The 19,679-nt window shown below is 69.0% G+C and carries 20 protein-coding genes and 1 tRNA gene; 14 read left to right on the top strand and 7 right to left on the bottom strand.

Annotated elements, in window-relative coordinates:
• Window positions 1-77 precede the first annotated feature (77 nt).
• Window positions 78-863: a 30S ribosomal protein S2 gene (rpsB, locus tag L632_RS0111645; protein ID WP_084637792.1), complete on the bottom strand. Its 786-nt coding sequence runs from the start codon at window positions 861-863 to the stop codon at window positions 78-80.
• 314 nt (window positions 864-1,177) lie between these two features.
• Here rpsB and L632_RS0111640 point away from each other — a divergent pair, with 314 nt between their 5' ends.
• From L632_RS0111640 to trpB, 10 genes are all read left to right on the top strand, one after another.
• The gene (locus L632_RS0111640) at window positions 1,178-1,543 is read left to right on the top strand and encodes a response regulator (RefSeq protein ID WP_028712298.1); all 366 of its coding nucleotides are present in this window, start codon (window positions 1,178-1,180) and stop codon (window positions 1,541-1,543) included.
• Between the two features lie 55 nt (window positions 1,544-1,598).
• Window positions 1,599-1,674: transfer RNA gene (locus L632_RS0111635), tRNA-Thr, on the top strand.
• Window positions 1,675-1,748: 74 nt separating this feature from the next.
• A complete protein-coding gene (locus L632_RS0111630; RefSeq protein WP_084648096.1) occupies window positions 1,749-2,420 on the top strand; it encodes a d(CMP) kinase in 672 nt (223 codons plus the stop codon).
• Entirely contained in the window at window positions 2,417-3,496 is a 1,080-nt protein-coding gene (locus L632_RS0111625) for a nitronate monooxygenase family protein (RefSeq protein WP_028712300.1), read from the top strand. Before L632_RS0111630 ends, L632_RS0111625 begins: the two co-directional genes overlap by 4 nt.
• Window positions 3,497-3,659: 163 nt before the next feature.
• The gene (gene rpsA / locus L632_RS0111620) at window positions 3,660-5,339 is read left to right on the top strand and encodes a 30S ribosomal protein S1 (protein WP_028712301.1); all 1,680 of its coding nucleotides are present in this window, start codon (window positions 3,660-3,662) and stop codon (window positions 5,337-5,339) included.
• A gap of 198 nt (window positions 5,340-5,537) precedes the next feature.
• Entirely contained in the window at window positions 5,538-5,825 is a 288-nt protein-coding gene (ihfB, locus tag L632_RS0111615) for an integration host factor subunit beta (RefSeq protein ID WP_028712302.1), read from the top strand.
• 36 nt (window positions 5,826-5,861) lie between these two features.
• Window positions 5,862-6,263 carry a LapA family protein gene (locus L632_RS0111610; protein WP_028716842.1) on the top strand — a complete coding sequence of 134 codons (402 nt, stop codon included), beginning with the start codon at window positions 5,862-5,864 and terminating at the stop codon, window positions 6,261-6,263.
• A gap of 4 nt (window positions 6,264-6,267) precedes the next feature.
• Window positions 6,268-6,915, top strand: a complete 648-nt coding sequence (locus L632_RS0111605; protein ID WP_028716841.1) for a phosphoribosylanthranilate isomerase — start codon at window positions 6,268-6,270, stop codon at window positions 6,913-6,915.
• The gene (locus tag L632_RS0111600) at window positions 6,912-7,364 is read left to right on the top strand and encodes a GNAT family N-acetyltransferase (RefSeq protein WP_028716840.1); all 453 of its coding nucleotides are present in this window, start codon (window positions 6,912-6,914) and stop codon (window positions 7,362-7,364) included. The genes L632_RS0111605 and L632_RS0111600 overlap by 4 nt, the downstream gene beginning before the upstream one ends.
• A gap of 53 nt (window positions 7,365-7,417) precedes the next feature.
• Window positions 7,418-8,650 (top strand): tryptophan synthase subunit beta, encoded by a 1,233-nt coding sequence (trpB, locus tag L632_RS0111595; protein WP_028712306.1) that lies wholly within the window; start codon window positions 7,418-7,420, stop codon window positions 8,648-8,650.
• A gap of 16 nt (window positions 8,651-8,666) precedes the next feature.
• On the opposite strand, the gene L632_RS0111590 is transcribed toward trpB, so the two are convergent.
• A complete protein-coding gene (locus L632_RS0111590) occupies window positions 8,667-9,284 on the bottom strand; it encodes a DsbA family protein (RefSeq protein WP_028712307.1) in 618 nt (205 codons plus the stop codon).
• Between the two features lie 66 nt (window positions 9,285-9,350).
• On the opposite strand from L632_RS0111590, the gene alkB reads away from it, so the two are divergent.
• A complete protein-coding gene (alkB, locus tag L632_RS0111585) occupies window positions 9,351-10,007 on the top strand; it encodes a DNA oxidative demethylase AlkB (RefSeq protein WP_232220969.1) in 657 nt (218 codons plus the stop codon).
• Window positions 10,008-10,083: 76 nt separating this feature from the next.
• Here alkB and L632_RS0111580 read toward each other — a convergent pair whose 3' ends face one another.
• Both L632_RS0111580 and puuE read right to left on the bottom strand, forming a co-directional pair.
• The gene (locus L632_RS0111580; protein ID WP_028712309.1) at window positions 10,084-10,911 is read right to left on the bottom strand and encodes a bifunctional allantoicase/(S)-ureidoglycine aminohydrolase; all 828 of its coding nucleotides are present in this window, start codon (window positions 10,909-10,911) and stop codon (window positions 10,084-10,086) included.
• A gap of 87 nt (window positions 10,912-10,998) precedes the next feature.
• Window positions 10,999-12,411, bottom strand: a complete 1,413-nt coding sequence (puuE, locus tag L632_RS0111575; protein ID WP_028712310.1) for an allantoinase PuuE — start codon at window positions 12,409-12,411, stop codon at window positions 10,999-11,001.
• Window positions 12,412-12,630: 219 nt separating this feature from the next.
• Here puuE and L632_RS0111570 point away from each other — a divergent pair, with 219 nt between their 5' ends.
• Window positions 12,631-13,995: an NCS2 family permease gene (locus L632_RS0111570; RefSeq protein ID WP_198019322.1), complete on the top strand. Its 1,365-nt coding sequence runs from the start codon at window positions 12,631-12,633 to the stop codon at window positions 13,993-13,995.
• A 233-nt stretch (window positions 13,996-14,228) separates the two neighbouring features.
• On the opposite strand, the gene L632_RS0111565 is transcribed toward L632_RS0111570, so the two are convergent.
• Both L632_RS0111565 and L632_RS0111560 read right to left on the bottom strand, forming a co-directional pair.
• Window positions 14,229-15,053, bottom strand: a complete 825-nt coding sequence (locus L632_RS0111565; protein ID WP_028712312.1) for a DUF6635 family protein — start codon at window positions 15,051-15,053, stop codon at window positions 14,229-14,231.
• Window positions 15,054-15,113: 60 nt separating this feature from the next.
• On the bottom strand, window positions 15,114-16,133 hold the full coding sequence (locus L632_RS0111560; protein WP_028712313.1) for a YeiH family protein: 1,020 nt from the start codon (window positions 16,131-16,133) through the stop codon (window positions 15,114-15,116).
• Window positions 16,134-16,235: 102 nt separating this feature from the next.
• Between L632_RS0111560 and L632_RS0111555 the strand changes: the two genes are divergently transcribed.
• Window positions 16,236-17,138 carry a LysR family transcriptional regulator gene (locus tag L632_RS0111555; RefSeq protein ID WP_028712314.1) on the top strand — a complete coding sequence of 301 codons (903 nt, stop codon included), beginning with the start codon at window positions 16,236-16,238 and terminating at the stop codon, window positions 17,136-17,138.
• A 102-nt stretch (window positions 17,139-17,240) separates the two neighbouring features.
• Here L632_RS0111555 and L632_RS0111550 read toward each other — a convergent pair whose 3' ends face one another.
• Entirely contained in the window at window positions 17,241-18,560 is a 1,320-nt protein-coding gene (locus L632_RS0111550; RefSeq protein WP_028712315.1) for a C4-dicarboxylate transporter DctA, read from the bottom strand.
• 181 nt (window positions 18,561-18,741) lie between these two features.
• Here L632_RS0111550 and L632_RS0111545 point away from each other — a divergent pair, with 181 nt between their 5' ends.
• Complete coding sequence (locus tag L632_RS0111545; RefSeq protein WP_051476437.1) at window positions 18,742-19,638, top strand: LysR family transcriptional regulator; 897 nt, start codon at window positions 18,742-18,744, stop codon at window positions 19,636-19,638.
• Window positions 19,639-19,679: the final 41 nt, after the last annotated feature.

The raw sequence follows: 19,679 nt of genomic DNA, 5'->3' as shown, positions 1-19,679 counted from the left end.
GGGGTTTATCCCCGCCTGATGAACGTTCCGTAAACCCCTTGCGGAGTGCCGGGCCCGGGGCTCGGGCCCCTCCGAAATCAGGCTTGGGCGGCTTCTTCGGCGGTCTCGCCGGCCAGCTCTTCCTCGACGCCGGCTTCCAGCGCGCCCAGGTCCACGCCGGCGGCGCCCATCTGGGCGGTCATGCCGTCCAGCGCGGCGCGCGAGGCCAGGTCGCAATACAGCGCGATGGCGCGGGCGGCGTCGTCATTGCCCGGAATGATGTAGTCGACGCCCTTGGGCGAGCAGTTGGTATCGACCACGGCGACGACCGGGATGCCCAGCTTCTTGGCTTCCAGGATGGCCAGGTCTTCCTTGTTCACGTCGATGACGAACAGCAGGTCCGGCAGGCCGCCCATTTCGCGGATGCCGCCCAGCGAGGCCTGCAGCTTGGCCTGCTCGCGCTCCATCTGCAGCCGCTCTTTCTTGGTCAGGCCCTCGGCGCCCGAGGACAGCGTCTCGTCGAGCGCCTTCAGGCGCTGGATCGACTGCGAGACGGTCTTCCAGTTGGTCAGCGTGCCGCCCAGCCAGCGGTGGTTCATGTAATACTGGGCCGATTTCTCGGCGGCCTCGGCCACGGCCTTCTGGGCCTGGCGCTTGGTGCCGACGAACAGAACCCGGCCGCCCTTGGCGACGGTGTCGCGCACGACCTGCAGCGCCGCGTCCAGCATCGGCACGGTCTGGGTCAGGTCGACGATGTGGATGCCGTTGCGTTCACCATAGATGAACTCGGCCATGCGGGGGTTCCAGCGCTGGGTCTGGTGGCCGTAATGAACGCCAGCTTCAAGCAGCTGACGCATGGAGAATTCGGGAAGCGCCATGTCCATGTCCTTTCCGGTTTGCGCCTTGGCGGGGCTTTCAGGGGCTAGCCCCAACCGGTGGACCGTCGAAGGATGTCTCCCTCCGGGGCCCGACCCCGCCTGTGAAGTGCGCGCGAAATAGTCCCTTCCCGCCGCGAATGCAAGCCCCGGCGGCGGGAAATGCGCCGGCCCGCGCAAGAAACCCGCAGGGATGAGGGATCGCCGGGTGGTTCGGGCACGCGCGTCAACCGAAGCTTAATTCTTCTGCGCCATCTTGCAAGCAACGGTTCGGATTCGGAGGACGGCATGGAACGACGACGGTGTGGTGGCAGGGGCCCGAGATGGCGCTGACGGTGCTGGTCCAGCATGCCAACAGCGAACTGCGCGAGCAGGTGGCCGCTATGCTGGAGGCGGCCGGGATGGTGGTGCGGCGGGCCGCCGACGGCGCCGAGGGGCTGGCCGCGCTGGAGGCGGGTCCGGCGGACGCCATCCTGACCGGCCTCAACATGCCGCAGCTGGACGGTTTCGGCTTCATCGAGGCGGTGCGGCGCCACGACCGGCTGCGGGCGATCCCGATCCTGGTCATGGCGGTCTCGGCCGCGCCCGAGCTCAAGACCCGCGCCCGCAATGCCGGGGCTGCGGGCTGGCTGCCGCATCCGCTCGACCCCGCCCGGCTGGTCGAGACGGTGCGCATCGTCACCGCCTGACCGGCCACGCCAAGCTTGCGCCCGCGCCCGTGAGGCGCTACGGAACGGGCAGGATGCCGGTTTAGCTCAGCTGGTAGAGCAGCTGATTTGTAATCAGAAGGTCGCGGGTTCGATTCCTGCAACCGGCACCAAGATCCAGTTGCGGACGGGCCGCCGTCCGGCCGGCATCCTTGACGGTTTCTCGTGCATTCGCGGCTGGGCCGGCATGCGCGACTCCGGACCGAGGTCTGCGCCGGGCCGCCGCCGCCAGAACCCGAGGACCCCCGAGGATATGCCCTTCACCATCGCCATCGACGGACCCGCCGCCTCGGGCAAGGGAACCATCGCGCGGGCGCTTGCCCGGCATTTCGGCTTCGCCCATCTGGACACCGGGCTGCTTTATCGCGCGGTCGGCGCCAAGGGCGGCGATCCGGTCGCCGCCGCCCGCGCGCTGGTCCCCGAGGACCTGGCCCGCGACGACCTGCGCAGCGCCGAGGCCGGGCAGGCCGCCAGCCGCGTCGCCGCCATCCCCGAGGTGCGCGCGGCGCTGGTCGAGTTCCAGCGCCGCTTTGCCCGCTCCGAGCCGGGCGCGGTGCTGGACGGGCGCGACATCGGCACGGTGATTTGCCCCGGGGCCGAGCTGAAGCTCTATGTCACCGCCAGCGACGAGACCCGCGCCCGCCGCCGGGCGCTGGAACTGGGCGCCGACGAGGCGCGCATCCTGGCCGAGCTGCGCGAGCGAGACGCCCGCGACGCCGCCCGCGACGTGGCGCCGATGCGCCCGGCCGAGGATGCGCTGCTGTTCGACACCACCGAGATGAGCATCGACGAGGCCGTGGCCCACGCCATCGCCCGCGCGCAGGAGGCAGGGGCCCGCGCGCAGGAGGCAAGGGCATGAACCGGCGTTTCCAGCTTTCCGATCTGCGGGTGCCGGTGATCCAGGCGCCGATGGCCGGCACGGCGACACCGCTTCTTGCCGCCGAGGTCAGCCGGGCAGGGGGGATGGGCTCGATCGGCGTGGCCGCCGCCACGGCGGCCCAGGCCGCGGCGATGATGGCCGAGACGCAGGGGCGGCTGGGCTCGGACCGCTATGGCGTCAATCTGTTCTGCCACCGCCCCGCCCAGGCCGATCCGGCGCGCGAGGCGGGCTGGCTCGACTACCTGGCGCCCGAGTTCCGCCGCTTCGGCGCCGAGCCCCCGGCCCGGATCGAGGAGATCTATCGCAGCTTCCTTGAAGATGAGGAGATGCTGCGCGCGGTGCTGGCGGCGCGGCCGGTGCTGGTCACCTTCCATTTCGGCCTGCCGCCGGCCGGGCACATCGCCGCGCTGCGCGACAGCGGCGCCACCCTGGGCGCCACCGCGACCTCTCGGGCCGAGGCGCTGGCGATCCGCGAGGCCGGGCTCGACCTGATCATCGCCCAGGGCTACCAGGCCGGGGGGCATCGCGGCATCTTCGATCCCGACGGCCCCGACGACCGGCTTGCGACCGAGGCGCTGCTGCGCGAGTTGCGCGACCTGGGCCTGCCTCTGGTCGCCGCCGGCGGCATCATGGACGGCGCCGATGCCGCGCGCTGCCTCGGGGCGGGCGCGGCCGCGGTGCAGATGGGCACCGCCTTCGTCGCCTGTCCGGAATCGGCGGCGAACGACGCCTATCGCGCCCGGCTTGCCGATGCGAAGCCGGGCGACACGGTGATGACCCGCGCCATTTCCGGCCGTCCGGCGCGCGGCCTCGCCAACCGGCTGACGGCGCTGGGCGAGGCCGAGGACGCGCCGCCGCTGCCGGATTACCCGATCACCTATGACGCGGCCAAGCGGCTGCAGGCGGTGGCTGGCGGCTCGGATTACGCGGCGCAATGGGCCGGAACCGGGGCGCCGCGCGCCCGTCCCATGCCCGCGGCCGCGCTTGTGGCGCTGCTCGAGCGCGAGATCCGGGCGCATTTCCCCGGTCTCGGCGCTTGCCAGAACGGCGAATGAGGGCTATATCGCGCCCGTCAGGGCAAGCGATGGGGCCATAACGGGCCGCTTCAACAGGGTCGGGCGTATGCCGCGACCCTTATGCGCTTATCCCTGCATCTACAAAAAGACCGGCGGAGCCAACCGCATGGCCAGCAATGATCGAAAAGGAAACTGGATCTATATGTGCGCTAAAGCGACCATGGAGGAATTCGAGGCCCTCCTGAACGAAAGCCTCGCCATCGACACGCCCGAAGAGGGCTCGGTCGTCAAGGGCAAGGTCATCGCCATCGAGGCGGGCCAGGCCATCATCGACGTCGGCTACAAGATGGAAGGCCGCGTCGATCTCAAGGAATTCGCAAATCCCGGCGAAGCCCCCGCCATCGCCATCGGCGATGAGGTCGAGGTCTATCTCGACCGCGTCGAGAACGCCCGCGGCGAGGCCAGCATCTCGCGCGAGAAAGCCCGCCGCGAAGAGGCCTGGGACCGCCTGGAGAAAGCCTATGCCGCGGAAGAGCGCGTCGAAGGCGCCATCTTCGGCCGCGTCAAGGGCGGCTTTACCGTCGACCTGGGCGGCGCCGTGGCCTTCCTGCCCGGTAGTCAGGTCGATGTCCGCCCCGTGCGCGACGCCGGCCCGCTGATGGGCCTGAAGCAGCCCTTCCAGATCCTCAAGATGGATCGCCGCCGCGGCAATATCGTCGTGTCGCGCCGCGCCATCCTGGAAGAGTCCCGCGCCGAACAGCGCGCCGAGGTCATCGCCAACCTGACCGAAGGCCAGACGGTCGAGGGCGTGGTCAAGAACATCACCGAATACGGCGCCTTCGTCGATCTGGGCGGTGTTGACGGCCTGCTGCACGTCACCGACATGGCCTGGCGCCGCGTCAACCACCCGTCCGAGATCCTGTCGATCGGCGAGACCGTCAAGGTCCAGGTCGTCAAGATCAACAAGGACACCCACCGCATCAGCCTGGGCATGAAGCAGCTGCAGGCCGATCCGTGGGATACCGTGGCCTCGAAGTTCCCGATCGGCTCGGTCCATACCGGCCGCGTGACCAACATCACCGATTACGGCGCCTTCGTGGAGCTGGAAGCCGGTGTCGAGGGCCTGGTGCACGTCTCGGAAATGAGCTGGACCAAGAAGAACGTCCATCCCGGCAAGATCGTCTCGACCTCGCAGGAAGTCGACGTTATGGTGCTGGAGATCGACGAGGCCAAGCGCCGCGTTTCGCTGGGTCTCAAGCAGACCATGCGCAACCCGTGGGAAGTCTTCGCCGAGACCCATCCGGTCGGCACCGTCATCGAGGGCGAGGTCAAGAACATCACCGAATTCGGTCTGTTCGTCGGCCTGGAAGGCGATATCGACGGCATGGTGCACCTGTCGGACATCAGCTGGGACACCCGCGGCGAGGAAGCCATCCAGGACTTCCGCAAGGGCGACGTGGTGAAGGCCGTGGTCCAGGAAGTCGACATCGAGAAGGAGCGCATCTCGCTCTCGATCAAGGCGCTGGAAAACGACGCCATGGCCGAAGCGGTCGAGGGCGTGAAGCGCGGCTCGGTCATCACCGTCACCGTGACGGCGATCGAGGACGGCGGCATCGAGGTCGAATACAACGGCATGAAGTCCTTCATCCGTCGTTCGGACCTGGCCCGCGACCGTCAGGACCAGCGCCCCGAGCGCTTCCAGGTCGGCGACCATGTCGACGTCCGCGTCACCAACATCGACACCAAGACCCGCCGCCTGGGCCTGTCGATCAAGGCGCGCGAGATCGCCGAAGAGAAGGAAGCCGTCGAACAGTATGGCAGCTCGGATTCGGGTGCCTCGCTGGGCGACATCCTGGGCGCCGCGCTCAAGGGCCGCGGCTGAGCCTCGCATCGGCCGAACCTTGCGCCCCCGGAGCGATCCGGGGGCGCTTTTCATTGCGCATTTCCGCCGACTGAACCATAAAGGCTTGAAAAACACGGTAACCAATCCGGCCGGAATGCGTTCTGACATTGAATGCCGCGATGTCTGCCCTATGATCGGGCGGCAGGAGTTTGTTGGAACACCCAGACAGGAACCGCAATGATCCGATCCGAACTGATCCAGAAAATCTCCGAGGAAAACCCGCACCTGTTCCAGCGCGACGTCGAGCGGATCGTGAACACCGTGTTCGAGGAGATCATCGACGCCATGGCCCGCGGCGACCGGGTCGAGTTGCGCGGTTTCGGCGCCTTCTCGGTCAAGAAGCGCGACGCGCGGCAGGGCCGCAATCCGCGCACCGGCGAAACCGTCAGCGTGGACGAAAAGCATGTGCCCTTCTTCAAGACCGGCAAGCTCCTGCGCGAGCGGTTGAACGGCGGCGCCGAATAGGCCAGATTGCCGGCGACAATCTCTGCGGGGTAAGGCATGCGCGCGATCCGGATCTTCTTCATCGTCATTCTGGCCATCGTGCTGATGCTGCTGGCTGCGGCGAACCGCGATCTCGTCACCATCAGCCTGATGCCGGAAAGCCTGGCCCAGTTCGCCGGCGGGCGCTGGTCGCTGACCATGCCGGCCTTTGTCGCGCTGTTCCTGGCCATGGTCTTCGGCGTGCTGGTCGGGCTGGTCTGGGAATGGCTGCGCGAATCGCATCTGCGCGCCGAATCCAGCCGCCGGGCGCATGACCTCGCGCAGCTGCAGCGCGAAGTCGGGGATCTGCGCCGCACCCATGCCGCGCCGCGCGACGACGTGCTGGCGATCCTGGACGAGGCGGCGCGCAAGCCGGCGGCGCCTGCGGGCTCGGGCTCGTCGCTGCCCGCGCCGCGCTGATGCCATGGCCGTTTCCGTCAAGATCTGCGGCCTGACCGAGGCCGCCGGCCTCGCCGCGGCGGTCGGGGCCGGGGCGCGCTATGTCGGCTTCGTCTTCTTCCCGAAATCACCGCGCCATGTCTTGCCCGAGGCGGCGGCGAAGCTTGCCGCGCAGGTGCCGCTGGGCGTGGCCAAGGTGGGCCTGTTCGTGAATCCCGATGACGCGGCGCTGGATGCAGTGCTGGCCCGGGTGCCGCTGGACCTGATCCAGCTGCACGGCGCCGAGACCCCCGCCCGGGTGGCCGAGGTCAAGGCGCGCACCGGCCTGCCGGTGATGAAGGCGGTGGGCGTGGCCGAGGCGCAGGATCTGGATGCGCTCTGGGACTACGGCCTCGTGGCCGACATGCTGCTGATCGACGCCAAGCCGCCGAAGGATGCCGTGCTGCCGGGCGGCAACGGCCTTGCCTTCGACTGGCGGCTGCTGGCCGGGCGGCAGATCCTCAAGCCCTGGCTGCTCGCCGGCGGCCTGACCCCCGAGAACGTGCATGAGGCGATCCGCCTGACCCGCGCGCCGGCGGTCGATGTCTCCTCCGGCGTCGAAAGCGCCCCCGGCGTCAAGGACCCCGAGCGCATCCGCCGCTTCATCGCCCGCGCCACGGCGCCGGTCCTGTGACCGCGGCCGTCGCCTTCCGCGAGGCCCGGTGCAACGAGGTTCCCGCTGTCCTTGCGCTTCTGCGCGACGATATGCTGGGCCAGGCGCGCGAGGGCGACGAGCTCGGCCCCTATCTCGCCGCCTGGGAGGCGATGCAGAAGGAACCGGGCAACCAGTTGATCGTCGGGGTGATCGGGGACGAGGTGGTCGCCTGCTACCAGATCACCGTCATCTCCGGCCTGTCGCTCTCCGCCGCCCGCCGCGCCCAGATCGAGGGGGTGCGCGTCCGTCCCGACCTGCGCGGCCGGCGCGTCGGCGAGGCGCTGATCCGCGATGCCGAGGCGCGCGCCCGCGCCGCCGGCTGCCGGCTTCTGCAATTCACCACCAACCGCAGCCGGGCCGACGCGCATCGCTTCTACGACAGGCTCGGCTTTACCCCTTCCCATATCGGATATAAGAAACCCCTCTGACGGGCTTTCACCGTTTCCCAAATACTCATTCCGACCGCGCCGCGAGGAGAGCCATGGCCGAAGACCTCATCAACAGCTTCATGACCGGCCCGGACGAACAGGGCCGCTTCGGCATCTTCGGCGGCCGCTTCGTCAGCGAGACCTTGATGCCGCTGATCCTCGACCTCGAAGCGGAGTACGACCGCGCCAAGGACGACCCGAGCTTCTGGGCCGAAATGGACGATCTGTGGAAGCATTACGTCGGCCGCCCCAGCCCGCTCTATTTCGCCCCGCGCCTGACCGAGGAACTGGGCGGCGCGAAGATCTACCTCAAGCGCGAAGAGCTGAACCACACCGGCAGCCACAAGATCAACAACGTGCTGGGCCAGATCCTGCTGGCGCGCCGCATGGGCAAGACCCGCATCATCGCCGAGACCGGCGCCGGCCAGCACGGCGTGGCGACGGCGACGGTCTGCGCCCGCTTCGGGCTGAAATGCATCGTCTACATGGGCGCCCATGACGTCGAGCGCCAGGCGCCAAACGTCTTCCGCATGCGGCTTCTGGGCGCCGAGGTGGTGCCGGTCACTTCTGGCCGCGGCACGCTCAAGGACGCGATGAACGACGCGCTGCGCGACTGGGTGACGAACGTGCGCGATACCTTCTATTGCATCGGCACGGTGGCCGGCCCGCATCCCTATCCGGCCATGGTGCGCGACTTCCAATGCATCATCGGCCGCGAGACCCGCCGGCAACTGGCCGAGCAGGAGGGCGAAGGGCGGCTGCCCGACAGCGTGGTCGCGGCGATCGGCGGCGGCTCGAACGCCATGGGCCTGTTCCACCCCTTCCTCGACGATCCCTCGGTGCGCATCATCGGCGTCGAGGCCGGCGGCAAGGGCGTCGACGCGCGCATGCAGCATTGCGCCAGCCTGACCGGCGGCCGCCCCGGCGTGCTGCACGGAAACCGCACCTATCTCCTGCAGGACGACGAGGGGCAGATCCTGGAAGGCCATTCGATCAGCGCCGGGCTCGACTATCCCGGCATCGGCCCGGAACATGCCTGGCTCAAGGAGCAGGGCCGCGCCGAATATGTCAGCGTGACCGATGACGAGGCGCTGGCGGCCTTCCAGACCCTCTGCCGGCTGGAAGGCATCATCCCGGCGCTGGAGCCCAGCCATGCGCTGGCCCATGTCGTCAAGATCGCGCCCGAATTGCCCAAGGATCACATCATGGTGGTGAACCTGTCGGGCCGCGGCGACAAGGACATCTTCACCGTCGCCAAGCATCTCGGCGTCGACATCCGCACCTGAGGGCGAAAGGCGCGCGCTATCGCGCGCCGCGCGCCTCGGCCACCAGTTCGGCCAGGTCCTCCTTGCCCAGATAGCCGAACACCGCCCGGTCCCCGGCGATGAAGCTGGGCGTGCCGACCAGCCCGATCTCGTCGGCCAGTTTCAGCGAGCGCTCGATCCTCTGCGTGATCTCGGGCGCCTGCATGTCGCGCTGCAGCCGCGCCACGTCCAGCCCGACCTCGCGGGCGACGCGCAGCACCGAGGCCTTCTCGGCCTTGCCGCGCATCGCCATCAGGGCCCGGTGAAACTCGGGATACTTGCCCTGCGCCTGCGCGGCCAGCGCCGCCTCGGCGGCAAAGCGCGAGCCCTCGCCGAAGATCGGGATCTCATGCACCACCAGCCGCACGCCCGGATCCGCTTGCAGCAGCGCTGCCACCTCCGGCGCGCTCTTGCGGCAAAAGCCGCAATTGTAATCCGAGAACTCGACCAGCACCGTATCGCCCCGCTCATTGCCCATCACCGGCAGGCCGGGGCCGTTGAACACCGCTTCCTTGATTGCCGCGACCTCGGGCCCGCCGTGATCCTGCGCCTGAACCGGCACCAGGGGCAGGGCGCAAAGCAGCGCCAGGACGATTGCGGCAAGGGGGCGGCGCATGGCAGGAATCCTTTGCTGTGACCCGACTTGAAAGCCATCGTCAGGCCCCAGGTCAAGCCGCAGCACATGACAATCCCGTGGGAGGGCAACATGGAGCCAGACCTGTTCGGAACCCGCCGCGACGAGCCCCTCGGTCCCGGCGCCATGATCCTGCGCGGCTTCGCGCCCGACCCGGCTCTCCTCGATGATGTCGCGCGCATCGCCGGGCTCTCGCCCTTCCGCCAGATGCAGACCCCCGGCGGGCGCAGGATCGGCGTCGAGATGACGAATTGCGGCGCGCTCGGCTGGGTCAGCGACCGCCGCGGCTATCGCTACGAACCGCGCGACCCGCTGACCGGCCGGCCCTGGCCCGAGATGCCGCCGCGCTTCCGGCAATTGGCGGAAGAAGCCGCCGCCCGGGCCGGCTTCCCCGGCTTCCGGCCCGATGCCTGCCTGATCAACCGCTATCGGCCGGGGGTAAGGATGGGCCTGCACCAGGACCGCGACGAGGCCGACATGGCCGCGCCCATCGTCTCGGTCTCGCTGGGCCTGCCGGCGACCTTCCAGTTCGGCGGGCCGCAGCGCGGCGACCCGGTGGCGAAGCACGCGCTGACCCACGGCGACGTGGTGGTCTGGGGCGGCCCGGCGCGGCTGAACTGGCACGGCATCCTGACCCTGAAGCCGGGGGAGCACCCGCTGACCGGCGCCGCCCGCATCAACCTGACCTTCCGCCGCGCCCGCTGACACGCCCGCTGACCGGCCTTCTCGGTTTTCCAAATACCCCGGGGGGAGCCGCGCAGCGGCGGGGGGCAGAGCCCCCTTACTTCCAGATCGGCGCGTGCCGGTTCACGTCCTTGTAAAGCAGATAGCGGAAATTCCCCGGCCCGCCGGCATAGCAGCATTGCGGGCAGAAGGCGCGCAGCCACATGAAGTCGCCGGGGCCGACCTCGACCCAGTCGCGGTTCAGCCGATAGACCGCCTTGCCCTCGATCACGAACAGCCCGTGCTCCATCACATGCGTCTCGGCGAAGGGGATCGAGCCGCCCGGCTCGAAGGTCACGATGGTGATATGCATGTCGTGGCGCAGGTCCGCCGGATCCATGAAACGGGTGGTGGCCCAGCTGTCATTGGTGTCCGGCATCGGGATCGGGGCGATGTCGCGCTCGTTGGCGATGATCACCTCGGGCTTTTCCAGCCCTTCCACCGGCTGCCAGCGCTTGCGCCACCAGTGGAAGCGCGAGGTCGCATCGCCGTTCCGGACCGACCAGGCCATGCCGGCCGGGATATAGGCGAAGCCGCCGGGCTCCAGCTCATGCGCCTGGCCGTCGATGGTCAGGCTCAGCGCGCCTTCGGTGACGAAGATCGCCGCCTGCACGCCCGCATCGTCCTCGGGCCGGTCCGAGCCGCCCTGCGGCTGCAATTCGACGATATACTGGCTGAAGGTCTCGGCGAAGCCCGAGAGCGGCCGGGCGATCATCCACATCCGCATCCCCGTCCAGCCCGGCAGGAAGCTGGTGACGATGTCGCGCATCGTGCTGGCGGGAATGACGGCATAGGCCTCGGTGAAGATGGCGGTGTCGGTGGACAGGTCGGTCTGCGGCGGCAGGCCGGCGAAGGGCCCGGCATAGGTCGGGGTCTTGGCGGTCATTTCAGGTCTCCGTTGCGCCGGGATCGCACTGGCCCGGTCCGTCTGTGGCGGTTCCCGCCCGCCATGGCGGCAGGCGGGCGGCGGGGCTCAGGCGTCGCCCAGGATCTGCTGCAGGCGCAGCGCGCCGATGCGGCTGACCTGGCGCTCGGCCTCGGCGCGCTCGGTGGCGGTGTCGTTGTCGATGCGCCGGCGCATCGCGGCCATGATCCCCGGCTTGTCGTGGTCGCGCACCGCGATGATGAAGGGGAAGCCGTGCTTTTCCACATAAGCCGTGTTCAGCCGGTCGAACTCGGCGCGCTCGGCATCGGTCAGGCTGTCGAGGCCCGCGCTGGCCTGCTCGGCGGTGCTGTCGGCGGTCAGGCGCTTGGCCGCGGCCAGCTTGCCGGCCAGGTCCGGGTGCGCCCGCAGCACGCCCAGCCGCTCCTCGTCCGAGGCGCTGCGGAACACCTGCGCCATGCGCGCCGCCAGCCCGGCCGGAGTGTCGTGGATGGCGCCCATCTCGCCTTCCCAGACCCGCTCGGCGATCCAGGGGGAATGCTCGTAGACGCCGCCGAATGTCTCGACGAATTCCGCGCGCTCCATCTGCGAGGGGCGCTGCTTCGGCTGGTAGGGATGCGTCCTGGCCCAATGCCGCGCGATGTCGAGCCGGGTGGCGAACCAGACGCCCTCATGCTTGCGGGCGTGTTCGATGAATTTCTGCACCGCGATGGCGCGGCCCGGACGGCCGGCCAGGCGGCAATGCAGCCCGATGGACATCATCTTCGGCGCCCCGGCCTCGCCCTCGGCATAGAGCACGTCGAAACTGTCGCGCAGGTAGTCGAAGAACTCGACCCCGGTGCCGAAGCCCTGGCCGGAGGAGAAGCGCATGTCGTTGGCGTCCATGGTATAGGGCACCATCAGCTGCGGCTTGCCGTTATGGACATGCCAATAGGGCAGGTCGTCGGCGATGGTGTCGGCCAGGTATTCGAAGCCGCCCTCCTCGCAGCCCAGGGCCACGGTGTTCATCGAGGTGCGGCCCTGGTAGAAGCCGCGCGGCCGCTCGCCGGTGACGCGGGTGTGCAGTTCGATGGCGCGGGCGATATGCTCGGCCTCGACCTCGCGCGGGATATCGCGGTAGTCGATCCATTTCAGGCCGTGGGTGGCGATCTCCCAGCCGGCCTCCTGCATGGCGGCGACCTGCTCGGGCGCGCGCTCGAGCGCGGTGGCGACGCCGTAGATGGTCACCGGCACGTCCTTCAGCAGCCGGTGCAGGCGCCAGAAGCCCGCGCGCGCGCCGTAGTCGTAGATCGATTCCATGTTCCAGTGCCGCTGGCCCGGCCAGGGCTGGCAGCCGATGATCTCGGACAGGAAGGCTTCCGAGGCGGCGTCGCCATGCTCGATGCTGTTCTCGCCGCCTTCCTCGTAATTGATGACGATCTGCACCGCGATCCGGGCGTTCCCGGGCCATTTGGGGTCCGGCGTCCGTGCCCCGTAACCGATCATGTCGCGGCTGTATCGCATCGCTTGCTTCCCTTTCCCTTTTCTGGCTCACTAGCACTCATCACCCTGCCGCCCATTCAGGCAACCCGCGAATTGCCATAAACAGAACCAAGATTTTCTTGAAAATCCCTGTTTATAAACATCTCGTTGAAACTCTGTCGCTATACCTTGCATTCTCGTTGAAGATGCCCGGGCATATTCTGGCCAGCACGGCGGGCGAACCGCCAATTGGGAGGAACCATGCCAGACAAGCAATCCGGCCTGACGGCCAGCGGCGCCAGCATCAGTCCAGGGGAAGGAACCGTGCTAGACAAGCAATTCGGCCTGACGGCCCATGGCACCAGCATCAGGACGGAGGTGATCGCGGGGATCACCACCTTCCTGACCATGGCCTATATCATCTTCGTGAACCCCGAGATCCTGTCCTCGACCGGCATGGACCGCAATGCGGTCTTCGTCGCGACCTGCCTTGCCGCGGCGCTGGGATCGGCGATCATGGCGCTTTGGGCCAACTGGCCCATCGGCATGGCGCCGGGCATGGGGCTGAACGCCTTCTTCGCCTTCACCGTGGTCGGCACGCTGGGCTTCACCTGGCAGCAGGCGCTGGGGGCGGTGTTCATCTCGGGCCTGATATTCCTGTTCCTGTCGGTGACCGGCATCCGGCGCTGGCTGATCGCGGGCATTCCCACATCCATGCGCAGCGCCATCGCCGCCGGGATCGGCATGTTCCTGGGGCTGATCGCGCTGAAGAACGCGGGCATCGTGGTGGACAATCCGGCGACGCTGGTTGGCCTGGGCGACCTGACCCAGACCGGCACGCTGCTGGCCATCGTCGGCTTCTTCATCATCGCGGCGCTGGACGCGCTGAAGGTGCGCGGCTCGATCCTGATCGGCATCCTGGTCATCACGGTGGTGTCCATTGCCATCGGCGCCAGCCCCTTCGGCGGGGTGATCTCGATGCCGCCCTCGATCGCGCCGACCTTCCTGCAGCTCGACGTGGCGGGGGCGCTGACCGTGGGCATCTTCCACGTCATCCTGGTCATGGTGCTGGTCGAGGTCTTCGACGCCACCGGCACGCTGATCGGCGTGGCCAAGCGCGCCGGGTTGCTGACCGAGGGGCCGACCCATACCAACAAGAACCTCGGCCGGGCGCTGATGGCGGATTCGACGGCGATCCTGGCCGGCTCGATGCTGGGCACCAGCTCGACCACCGCCTATGTCGAAAGCGCCTCGGGCGTGCAGGCGGGCGGGCGCACCGGGCTGACGGCGCTGGTCGTCGCGGGGCTGTTCCTGCTGGCGGTGTTCTTCGCGCCGCTGGCCGGCTCGGTCCCGGCCTATGCCACCGCGCCGGCGCTGCTTTACGTCGCCTGCCTGATGGTGCGGGAGTTCGAGGAAATCCAGTGGAGCGACGTGACCGAAAGCGCGCCGGCGGTGCTGACGGCGCTGATGATGCCCTTTACCTATTCCATCGCCAACGGGCTTGCCTTCGGCTTCGTCAGCTACGCCGCGATCAAGCTGGCGACCGGGCGCGCGCGCGAGGTGCATGCCGCGACCTGGGTGGTGGCGGCGCTGTTCGTCATCCGCTTCGCCTTCTTCATGGAGTGAGCGCGGCTGCCGGGGGGCTGTCTGCCCCCCGGACCCCCCGAGGATATTTCGGCAAGAAAGAAAGGGCCCGCCGGAAAGGCGGGCCCATTGCTTTGGGGTTGGAGGGTCCCGGCCGGCATCGGAAGGCGCCGCGCAGGGGATGCGCGGAACAGGCTGGGGCGGCAGGGGCCGGGTTCCCGCAGATCGACGGCCTGGCGTGAAGGGTCCGGTCGGCTCGGGGCTGGCGGGTCTCTCTAGCCCCTCAAGCTGCGCCACAGGCTCAGCGCCGCGTCGGAAAGGTCGCCCAGCCGCGCCAGCACATGTTCGCGACCAATCCCGGGTCCGGTCTTAGCACGGTCCAGCCGGCGCAGCAGCCGCATGATGCGGCGGCGGTGGATGCCGGCGGCCGTCTGGATCGGATCGGCGGCCAGCCCGGCAAAGGTGGTCAGGACCGAGGCCAGCATGGCCAGCACCGTGCCGGTCAGCAGCAGGTCCAGGGTGGAAAGCTCGCGCGGGAAGGCGCCGTACCACATCCGCCCGGCCCAGCTTCCCAGCGCGAAATTCTCGATCGCCTGCGCCTGTGCCCGCAGATGCGCGATCGGCCCGGCCAGCGAGATCACCCCGGGGGTCGCGCGGTGGAACAGCAGCAGCCCCGAGAGCAGGACCAGCAGCGAGGTGGTGATCTCGGAGACCGCGTTGCGGGTCTCGGCATAGTCCGAGACGGCGCGGGCCACGGTCTCGGGCGGCGCCCTTGGGGCCAGGCCCTTTGCCGCCAGATCGTCGAGGAAGCCGGCCAGATCCGCCTCGATCCGCTGGGCCACGTCGGATTTCAGGAAGATCTGCCGGCGCGACAGCCATTCGCCCGCCCGGACCAGCCCGATTCGCCGCAACAGCGGCGCGACCAGCCGCACCAGCAGGAACAGCGGCGACAGCATGACGTTGACCGGCGCGCGCAGCAGGTCGAGGCCGAGGGCGTGGCGATGCAGCGCCAGCGTGCCGCGCAGCCCGTAGCGGGCGCGGACGAAGCGGCGCACCTCGGTCTCGCGCCGGGTCAGCGGGCGGGTGTCGGCGGGCTGCATCGCGGCTCCGGTCGGCGGGGTTTCCCCTTATCTAGGTGCGGCCGCGCCCGCGCTCAATGCCTAGATCAGCGCCACCAGTCCCAGGCCGAGGGTCGAGATGAACAGCCAGGCCAGCGCGCCGAGCGCCAGCGGCCGGATGCCCTTGGCCCGCAGCTTGCGGATGTCGGTTTCCAGCCCCATCGCCGCCAGCGCCATGGTCAGCAGGAAGGCGGTCAGGCCGACGACCTCGGCCTGCAGCGCCTCGGGCAGGGGCAGGGCGCTGTTCAGCAGCACCACCGCGACGAAGCCGAGCACGAACCAGGGCGTCGGCGCCGCGCCATGCGCGGCCTTGCCGCCCCGGCGGGCCAGCGCGCCCAGCACCAGGATCAGCGGCGCCAGCATGATCACCCGGCTGAGCTTGGCGACGGTGGCGGCCTGCCCGGCCTCGGCCCCGTGCTGGAAACCGGCGCCGACCACCTGCGCCACCTCGTGCACGGTGGCGCCGACCCAGATGCCGTAATGCGCCGGCCCCAGCGCCATCATCTCGCCCAGCAGCGGCATGGCCAGCATCGAGAGCGAGCCGAAGACCGTCACGCAGGCGATGGCATAGGCCACGTCCTCGTCCGAGCCGCGGGTGACGGTGTTGGTGGCGATCACCGCCGAGGCGCCGCAGACCGAGGTGCCGGCCGCGATCAGTTCGGCCAGCCGCGCCTCGACCCCCAGCGCCCGCCCGGCCCATCTGGTGAACAGGAAGGTCGCGGCCAGCGTCACCGAGATCACCGCCAGCCCCGGCAGGCCCACCGCGCGCAGCTGCTCCAGCGTCAGCTGGAAGCCCAGCAGCACGATGGCAAGGCGCAGCACCCGGCGCAGCGAGAAGGCGATGCCCGGCCGCGCCGCCGCGGGCGTGCCGAAGAGGTTGCGCAGCGCCATGCCCAGCACCATCGCCACCACCAGCGGGCTGAGCGCCGGGATGCCCGAGAGCCGCTGCACCGCCGTCGCGGCGACCGCGATGGCGAGGGTCAGCCCCAGTCCCGGCAGGGTGGCGCCCAGCCAGCCGGCGACGGCAAGAGAATTTTGCTGGCCCTGGTCGGTCGAGGACATGATCGTGCTCCTTTGCCTTTGGGGTGGAACATGGTCCTGAAACGACGTTCAATCCATCGCATTGTATTTGCCATACCGTTCGGTTTTTCTTATGAGTGGTGCATGACTCTGGAACAGCTCCGCATCTTCCTGGCCGTGGCCGAGCGCCAGCATGTCACCCGCGCGGCCGAGGCGCTGAACCTGACGCAATCGGCGGTCAGCGCGGCCGTCTCGGCGCTGGAGGCGCGGCATGGCGTGCGGCTTTTCGACCGGGTGGGGCGGCGCATCGTGCTGACCGAGACGGGCGAGGCCTTCATGGCCGAGGCCCGGGCCGTGCTGGACCGGGCCGAGACCGCCGAGATGGTGCTGGAGGATCTGGCGCGCGAGCCGCGCGGCCGGCTGCGGGTCCATGCCAGCCAGACCGTCGCCAGCTACTGGCTGCCGCCGCGGTTGGTGGCCCTGCGCGAGATGCATCCGGGAATCGAGCTGCGCCTGACGGTCAGCAACACCACCCAGGTCGCCGATGCGGTGCAGGAGGGCGGCGCCGATCTGGGGTTGGTCGAAGGGGCGGTGGCGCATGGCGAGCTGCACCGGCAGGTGGTGGCGCGCGACCGGCTGGTGCTGGTCATGGGCGCCGCGCATCCCTGGGCCGGGCGCGAGGCGCTGCCGCCGGCCGAGCTTGCCACGCAAGGCTGGGTGCTGCGCGAGCCGGGTTCGGGCACGCGGTCGGAATTCGAGACCTGGCTGGGCGGGCAGGGGCTTTCCGTCTCCGCGCTGCCGCTGGCGCTGGAGCTGCCCTCGAACGAGGCGGTGCTGGGCGCGGTCGCCTCCAGCCGGTGTCTTGCGGTGCTGTCGCAGCGCGCGGTGGCGCGGCCGGCCGCCTCGGGCTGGATCCGCACCCTGCCGCTGCCGGGGGCCGAGCGGCCGTTCTCGTTGCTGACCAATCCGCGGCGCCACCGCACACGGGCCGCGCAGGCGCTGATCGGCATCCTGACCGACGAAGGCTTCACGACCGGGCTGCCCTGACATGAAAGGGCCTGCGCCATCGGGAGGGAAGGCGCAGGCCGTCTTCTCGGCGGGGCGACCGGGTCCGTCGCGCTGGTCCCGGCCGATCCGCGAGGGACCTCGTTACCCGTGCTGCGGCTGCGACATGGGCGCATCCTCGTCCAGCACGTCCAGGGTCGGCATGTCCTCGCCGTCGAGGATGCGGCGGGCGCGGTCGCGGTCGATATCGCCCACCCAAGAGGCGACGACCACGGTGGCCACGCAATTGCCCAGATAGTTCCCCAGCGCCCGGGCGATGCCCATGAACCAGTCCACCGACAGCACCAGCACCAGCCCGATGGCGGGAATGGCCGGGATCGCGGCCAGCGTCGCGGCCAGGATCACGATGGCCGAGCCCGGCACCCCGTGCGCGCCCTTCGACGTCACCAGCGCCACGCCCAGGATGGCCAGCAGGTCGGTGGTGGACAGCGGCGTGTTGGTCGCCTGGGCGATGAACACCGCCGCCAGCGTCAGATAGATCGAGAAGGCGTCGAGGTTGAAGGAATAGCCGGTCGGCACCACCAGGCCCACGGTCGAGTCCTTGATGCCCAGATGCTCCAGCTTGCGCATGGTCTGCGGCAGCACCGCGTCGCTGCTGGCGGTGCCGGCGACGATGCCGACCTCGGTGCGCATGTAGCGCAGCAGCTTGATGATGCTGAAGCCCGACAGCCGCAGCACGAAGCCCAGCACCACGAAGACGAAGATGGCGATGGTGACGTAGAACAGCCCGACCAGATAGCCCAGCTGCGCCAGCGAGCCGATGCCGTATTGCCCGACGGTGAAGGCGATGGCGCCGAACACGCCCAGCGGCGCCAGCCGGACGATGAAATACATGACCTTGAAGGTGACGTCACCCGTCAGCTCGATCATGTGCAGCAGCGGCTTGCCGCGTTCGCCCACCAGCGACAGGGCGCAGCCGAACAGGATCGCGACCAGCAGCACCTGCAGGATGTCGCCCTGGGCGAAGCCGCTGATCATCGTGGTCGGGATCAGCTTCATCAGGAAGTCGACGGTGCCGCCGCTGGTGACTTCATGCGCGCGGTCCACATAGGCCGACAGCGCCGAGGCATCGAGCTGGCTCACGTCGATGTTCATGCCGTGGCCGGGGCCGAACAGATAGGCGACCGCGATGCCCAAGGCCAGGGCGATGGTGGTGATGATCTCGAAATAGATGATGGCGCGCACGCCGACCTTGCCGACCTTCTTCAGATCGCCCGCGCCGGCGATGCCATGCACCACGACGCAGAACACGATGACGGGGATCAGCATCTTGATGAGCTTGATGAACCCGTCCCCCAGCGGCTTCATCTTGGCGGCGAATTCCGGCGCGAAGAAGCCGGCGAGGACCCCCAGCACCAGCGCCACGCAAACCTGTCCAAACAAGGACCTGGACCAATTCGGCATGTGTTTCCGTTCCTCCCTGTGACGGAAGGGGCGGGCCGCGGCCCGGCGCGCTTCCGGATGCGTCTCCTCTCGCATCGGCGGCGCGCGGTCGCGGCTGACCCCTCATGCCAAGATTGTTGGCGAATGTTGCATCCGTGTCTAATATCGATTTACCGCTGATCTATACGGTGATGCTATGAGAATGCGCCAGCTCCGCTGCTTCGTCGTCCTGGCCGAAGAGCTGAACTTCACCCGCGCCGCCCGGCGACTGAACATGTCGCAGCCGCCGCTGAGCACGCAAATCCAGACACTTGAGCGCGAGGTGGGCGCGGAACTCATCCACCGCACCAGCCGCAAGGTGGCGCTGACGCGGGCCGGCGCGCTGTTTCTGCCTAGGGCGCGCAACATGCTGGACCAGTATGAGCGCAGCCTGCAGGAGATCCGCGAAATCCAGCAGGGCCAGGACGGTTTGCTGGAAATCGGGGCAACCGGCTCGATCCTGCGCGGGGGCCTCTCCGAGCTTCTGGCGCATTTCGCCCGGCTGCATCCGCGAATCACCCTGCGCGTCCACGAACAGACCCCGGCCACGCAGATCACCGAGGTGCTGAGCCGGCGCACCGATGTCAGCTTCAACCGTTCGGTGCCGCGCGACGAGGAGCTGGCCCATGAATACGGCTGGCGCGAGGAGATGGTGGCGCTGGTGCGCAGCGACCACCGGCTGGCCGGGCGCACCTGCGTCTCGATCGACGACCTGCGCGAGGACCAGCATGTCGTGCTGCGCCCCGACAGTTCCGATTTCGCCGCCTATGTCATGGCCTGCATCGTCGCCTCGGGCTATCGGCCCCGGGTCTCGCAGCAGGTGGTGGACGCGCAGTCGATCCCCAGCCTGATCGTCGCGGGCTTCGGGGTCAGCATCGTGCCCGCGGGCATCGCCAGGCTGACGGCGGGACCGCTGACCTTCCTGCCGATCCGCCCCGATCCGCCGATCTCCGAGGTTTATATCGTCTATCACCATCGCGACCCGGTGCCGGCGCTGCAGCTGTTCCTGGCCGAGATCCGCCGCAGCCTGGGCCACGATCCCGCCGGGCCTCGGCGCTAGAGGCTCGACCCGGCGGGCGCCGCGCGGCATCATCGCGGCAG

Source organism: Paracoccus sp. J39, from assembly GCF_000518925.1.
GTDB lineage: Bacteria > Pseudomonadota > Alphaproteobacteria > Rhodobacterales > Rhodobacteraceae > Paracoccus.
This window is presented reverse-complemented; position numbering and strand designations above follow the sequence as displayed.

What these genes read in the sequence shown, in the direction of transcription:
- L632_RS0111625 (WP_028712300.1), top strand. Translation starts at nt 2,417, where the DNA reads ATGAACCGGCGTTTCCAGCTTTCCGATCTGCGGGTGCCGGTGATCCAG.
- L632_RS0111590 (WP_028712307.1), bottom strand. Translation starts at nt 9,284, where the DNA reads ATGCGCCGCCCCCTTGCCGCAATCGTCCTGGCGCTGCTTTGCGCCCTG.
- L632_RS0111555 (WP_028712314.1), top strand. Translation starts at nt 16,236, where the DNA reads ATGACTCTGGAACAGCTCCGCATCTTCCTGGCCGTGGCCGAGCGCCAG.
- L632_RS0111550 (WP_028712315.1), bottom strand. Translation starts at nt 18,560, where the DNA reads ATGCCGAATTGGTCCAGGTCCTTGTTTGGACAGGTTTGCGTGGCGCTG.
- L632_RS0111610 (WP_028716842.1), top strand. Translation starts at nt 5,862, where the DNA reads ATGCGCGCGATCCGGATCTTCTTCATCGTCATTCTGGCCATCGTGCTG.
- alkB (WP_232220969.1), top strand. Translation starts at nt 9,351, where the DNA reads ATGACAATCCCGTGGGAGGGCAACATGGAGCCAGACCTGTTCGGAACC.
- L632_RS0111640 (WP_028712298.1), top strand. Translation starts at nt 1,178, where the DNA reads ATGGCGCTGACGGTGCTGGTCCAGCATGCCAACAGCGAACTGCGCGAG.
- trpB (WP_028712306.1), top strand. Translation starts at nt 7,418, where the DNA reads ATGGCCGAAGACCTCATCAACAGCTTCATGACCGGCCCGGACGAACAG.
- rpsB (WP_084637792.1), bottom strand. Translation starts at nt 863, where the DNA reads ATGGACATGGCGCTTCCCGAATTCTCCATGCGTCAGCTGCTTGAAGCT.
- L632_RS0111565 (WP_028712312.1), bottom strand. Translation starts at nt 15,053, where the DNA reads ATGCAGCCCGCCGACACCCGCCCGCTGACCCGGCGCGAGACCGAGGTG.
- L632_RS0111570 (WP_198019322.1), top strand. Translation starts at nt 12,631, where the DNA reads ATGCCAGACAAGCAATCCGGCCTGACGGCCAGCGGCGCCAGCATCAGT.
- puuE (WP_028712310.1), bottom strand. Translation starts at nt 12,411, where the DNA reads ATGCGATACAGCCGCGACATGATCGGTTACGGGGCACGGACGCCGGAC.
- L632_RS0111580 (WP_028712309.1), bottom strand. Translation starts at nt 10,911, where the DNA reads ATGACCGCCAAGACCCCGACCTATGCCGGGCCCTTCGCCGGCCTGCCG.
- L632_RS0111630 (WP_084648096.1), top strand. Translation starts at nt 1,749, where the DNA reads ATGCGCGACTCCGGACCGAGGTCTGCGCCGGGCCGCCGCCGCCAGAAC.
- ihfB (WP_028712302.1), top strand. Translation starts at nt 5,538, where the DNA reads ATGATCCGATCCGAACTGATCCAGAAAATCTCCGAGGAAAACCCGCAC.
- L632_RS0111605 (WP_028716841.1), top strand. Translation starts at nt 6,268, where the DNA reads ATGGCCGTTTCCGTCAAGATCTGCGGCCTGACCGAGGCCGCCGGCCTC.
- L632_RS0111545 (WP_051476437.1), top strand. Translation starts at nt 18,742, where the DNA reads ATGCGCCAGCTCCGCTGCTTCGTCGTCCTGGCCGAAGAGCTGAACTTC.
- L632_RS0111560 (WP_028712313.1), bottom strand. Translation starts at nt 16,133, where the DNA reads ATGTCCTCGACCGACCAGGGCCAGCAAAATTCTCTTGCCGTCGCCGGC.
- rpsA (WP_028712301.1), top strand. Translation starts at nt 3,660, where the DNA reads ATGTGCGCTAAAGCGACCATGGAGGAATTCGAGGCCCTCCTGAACGAA.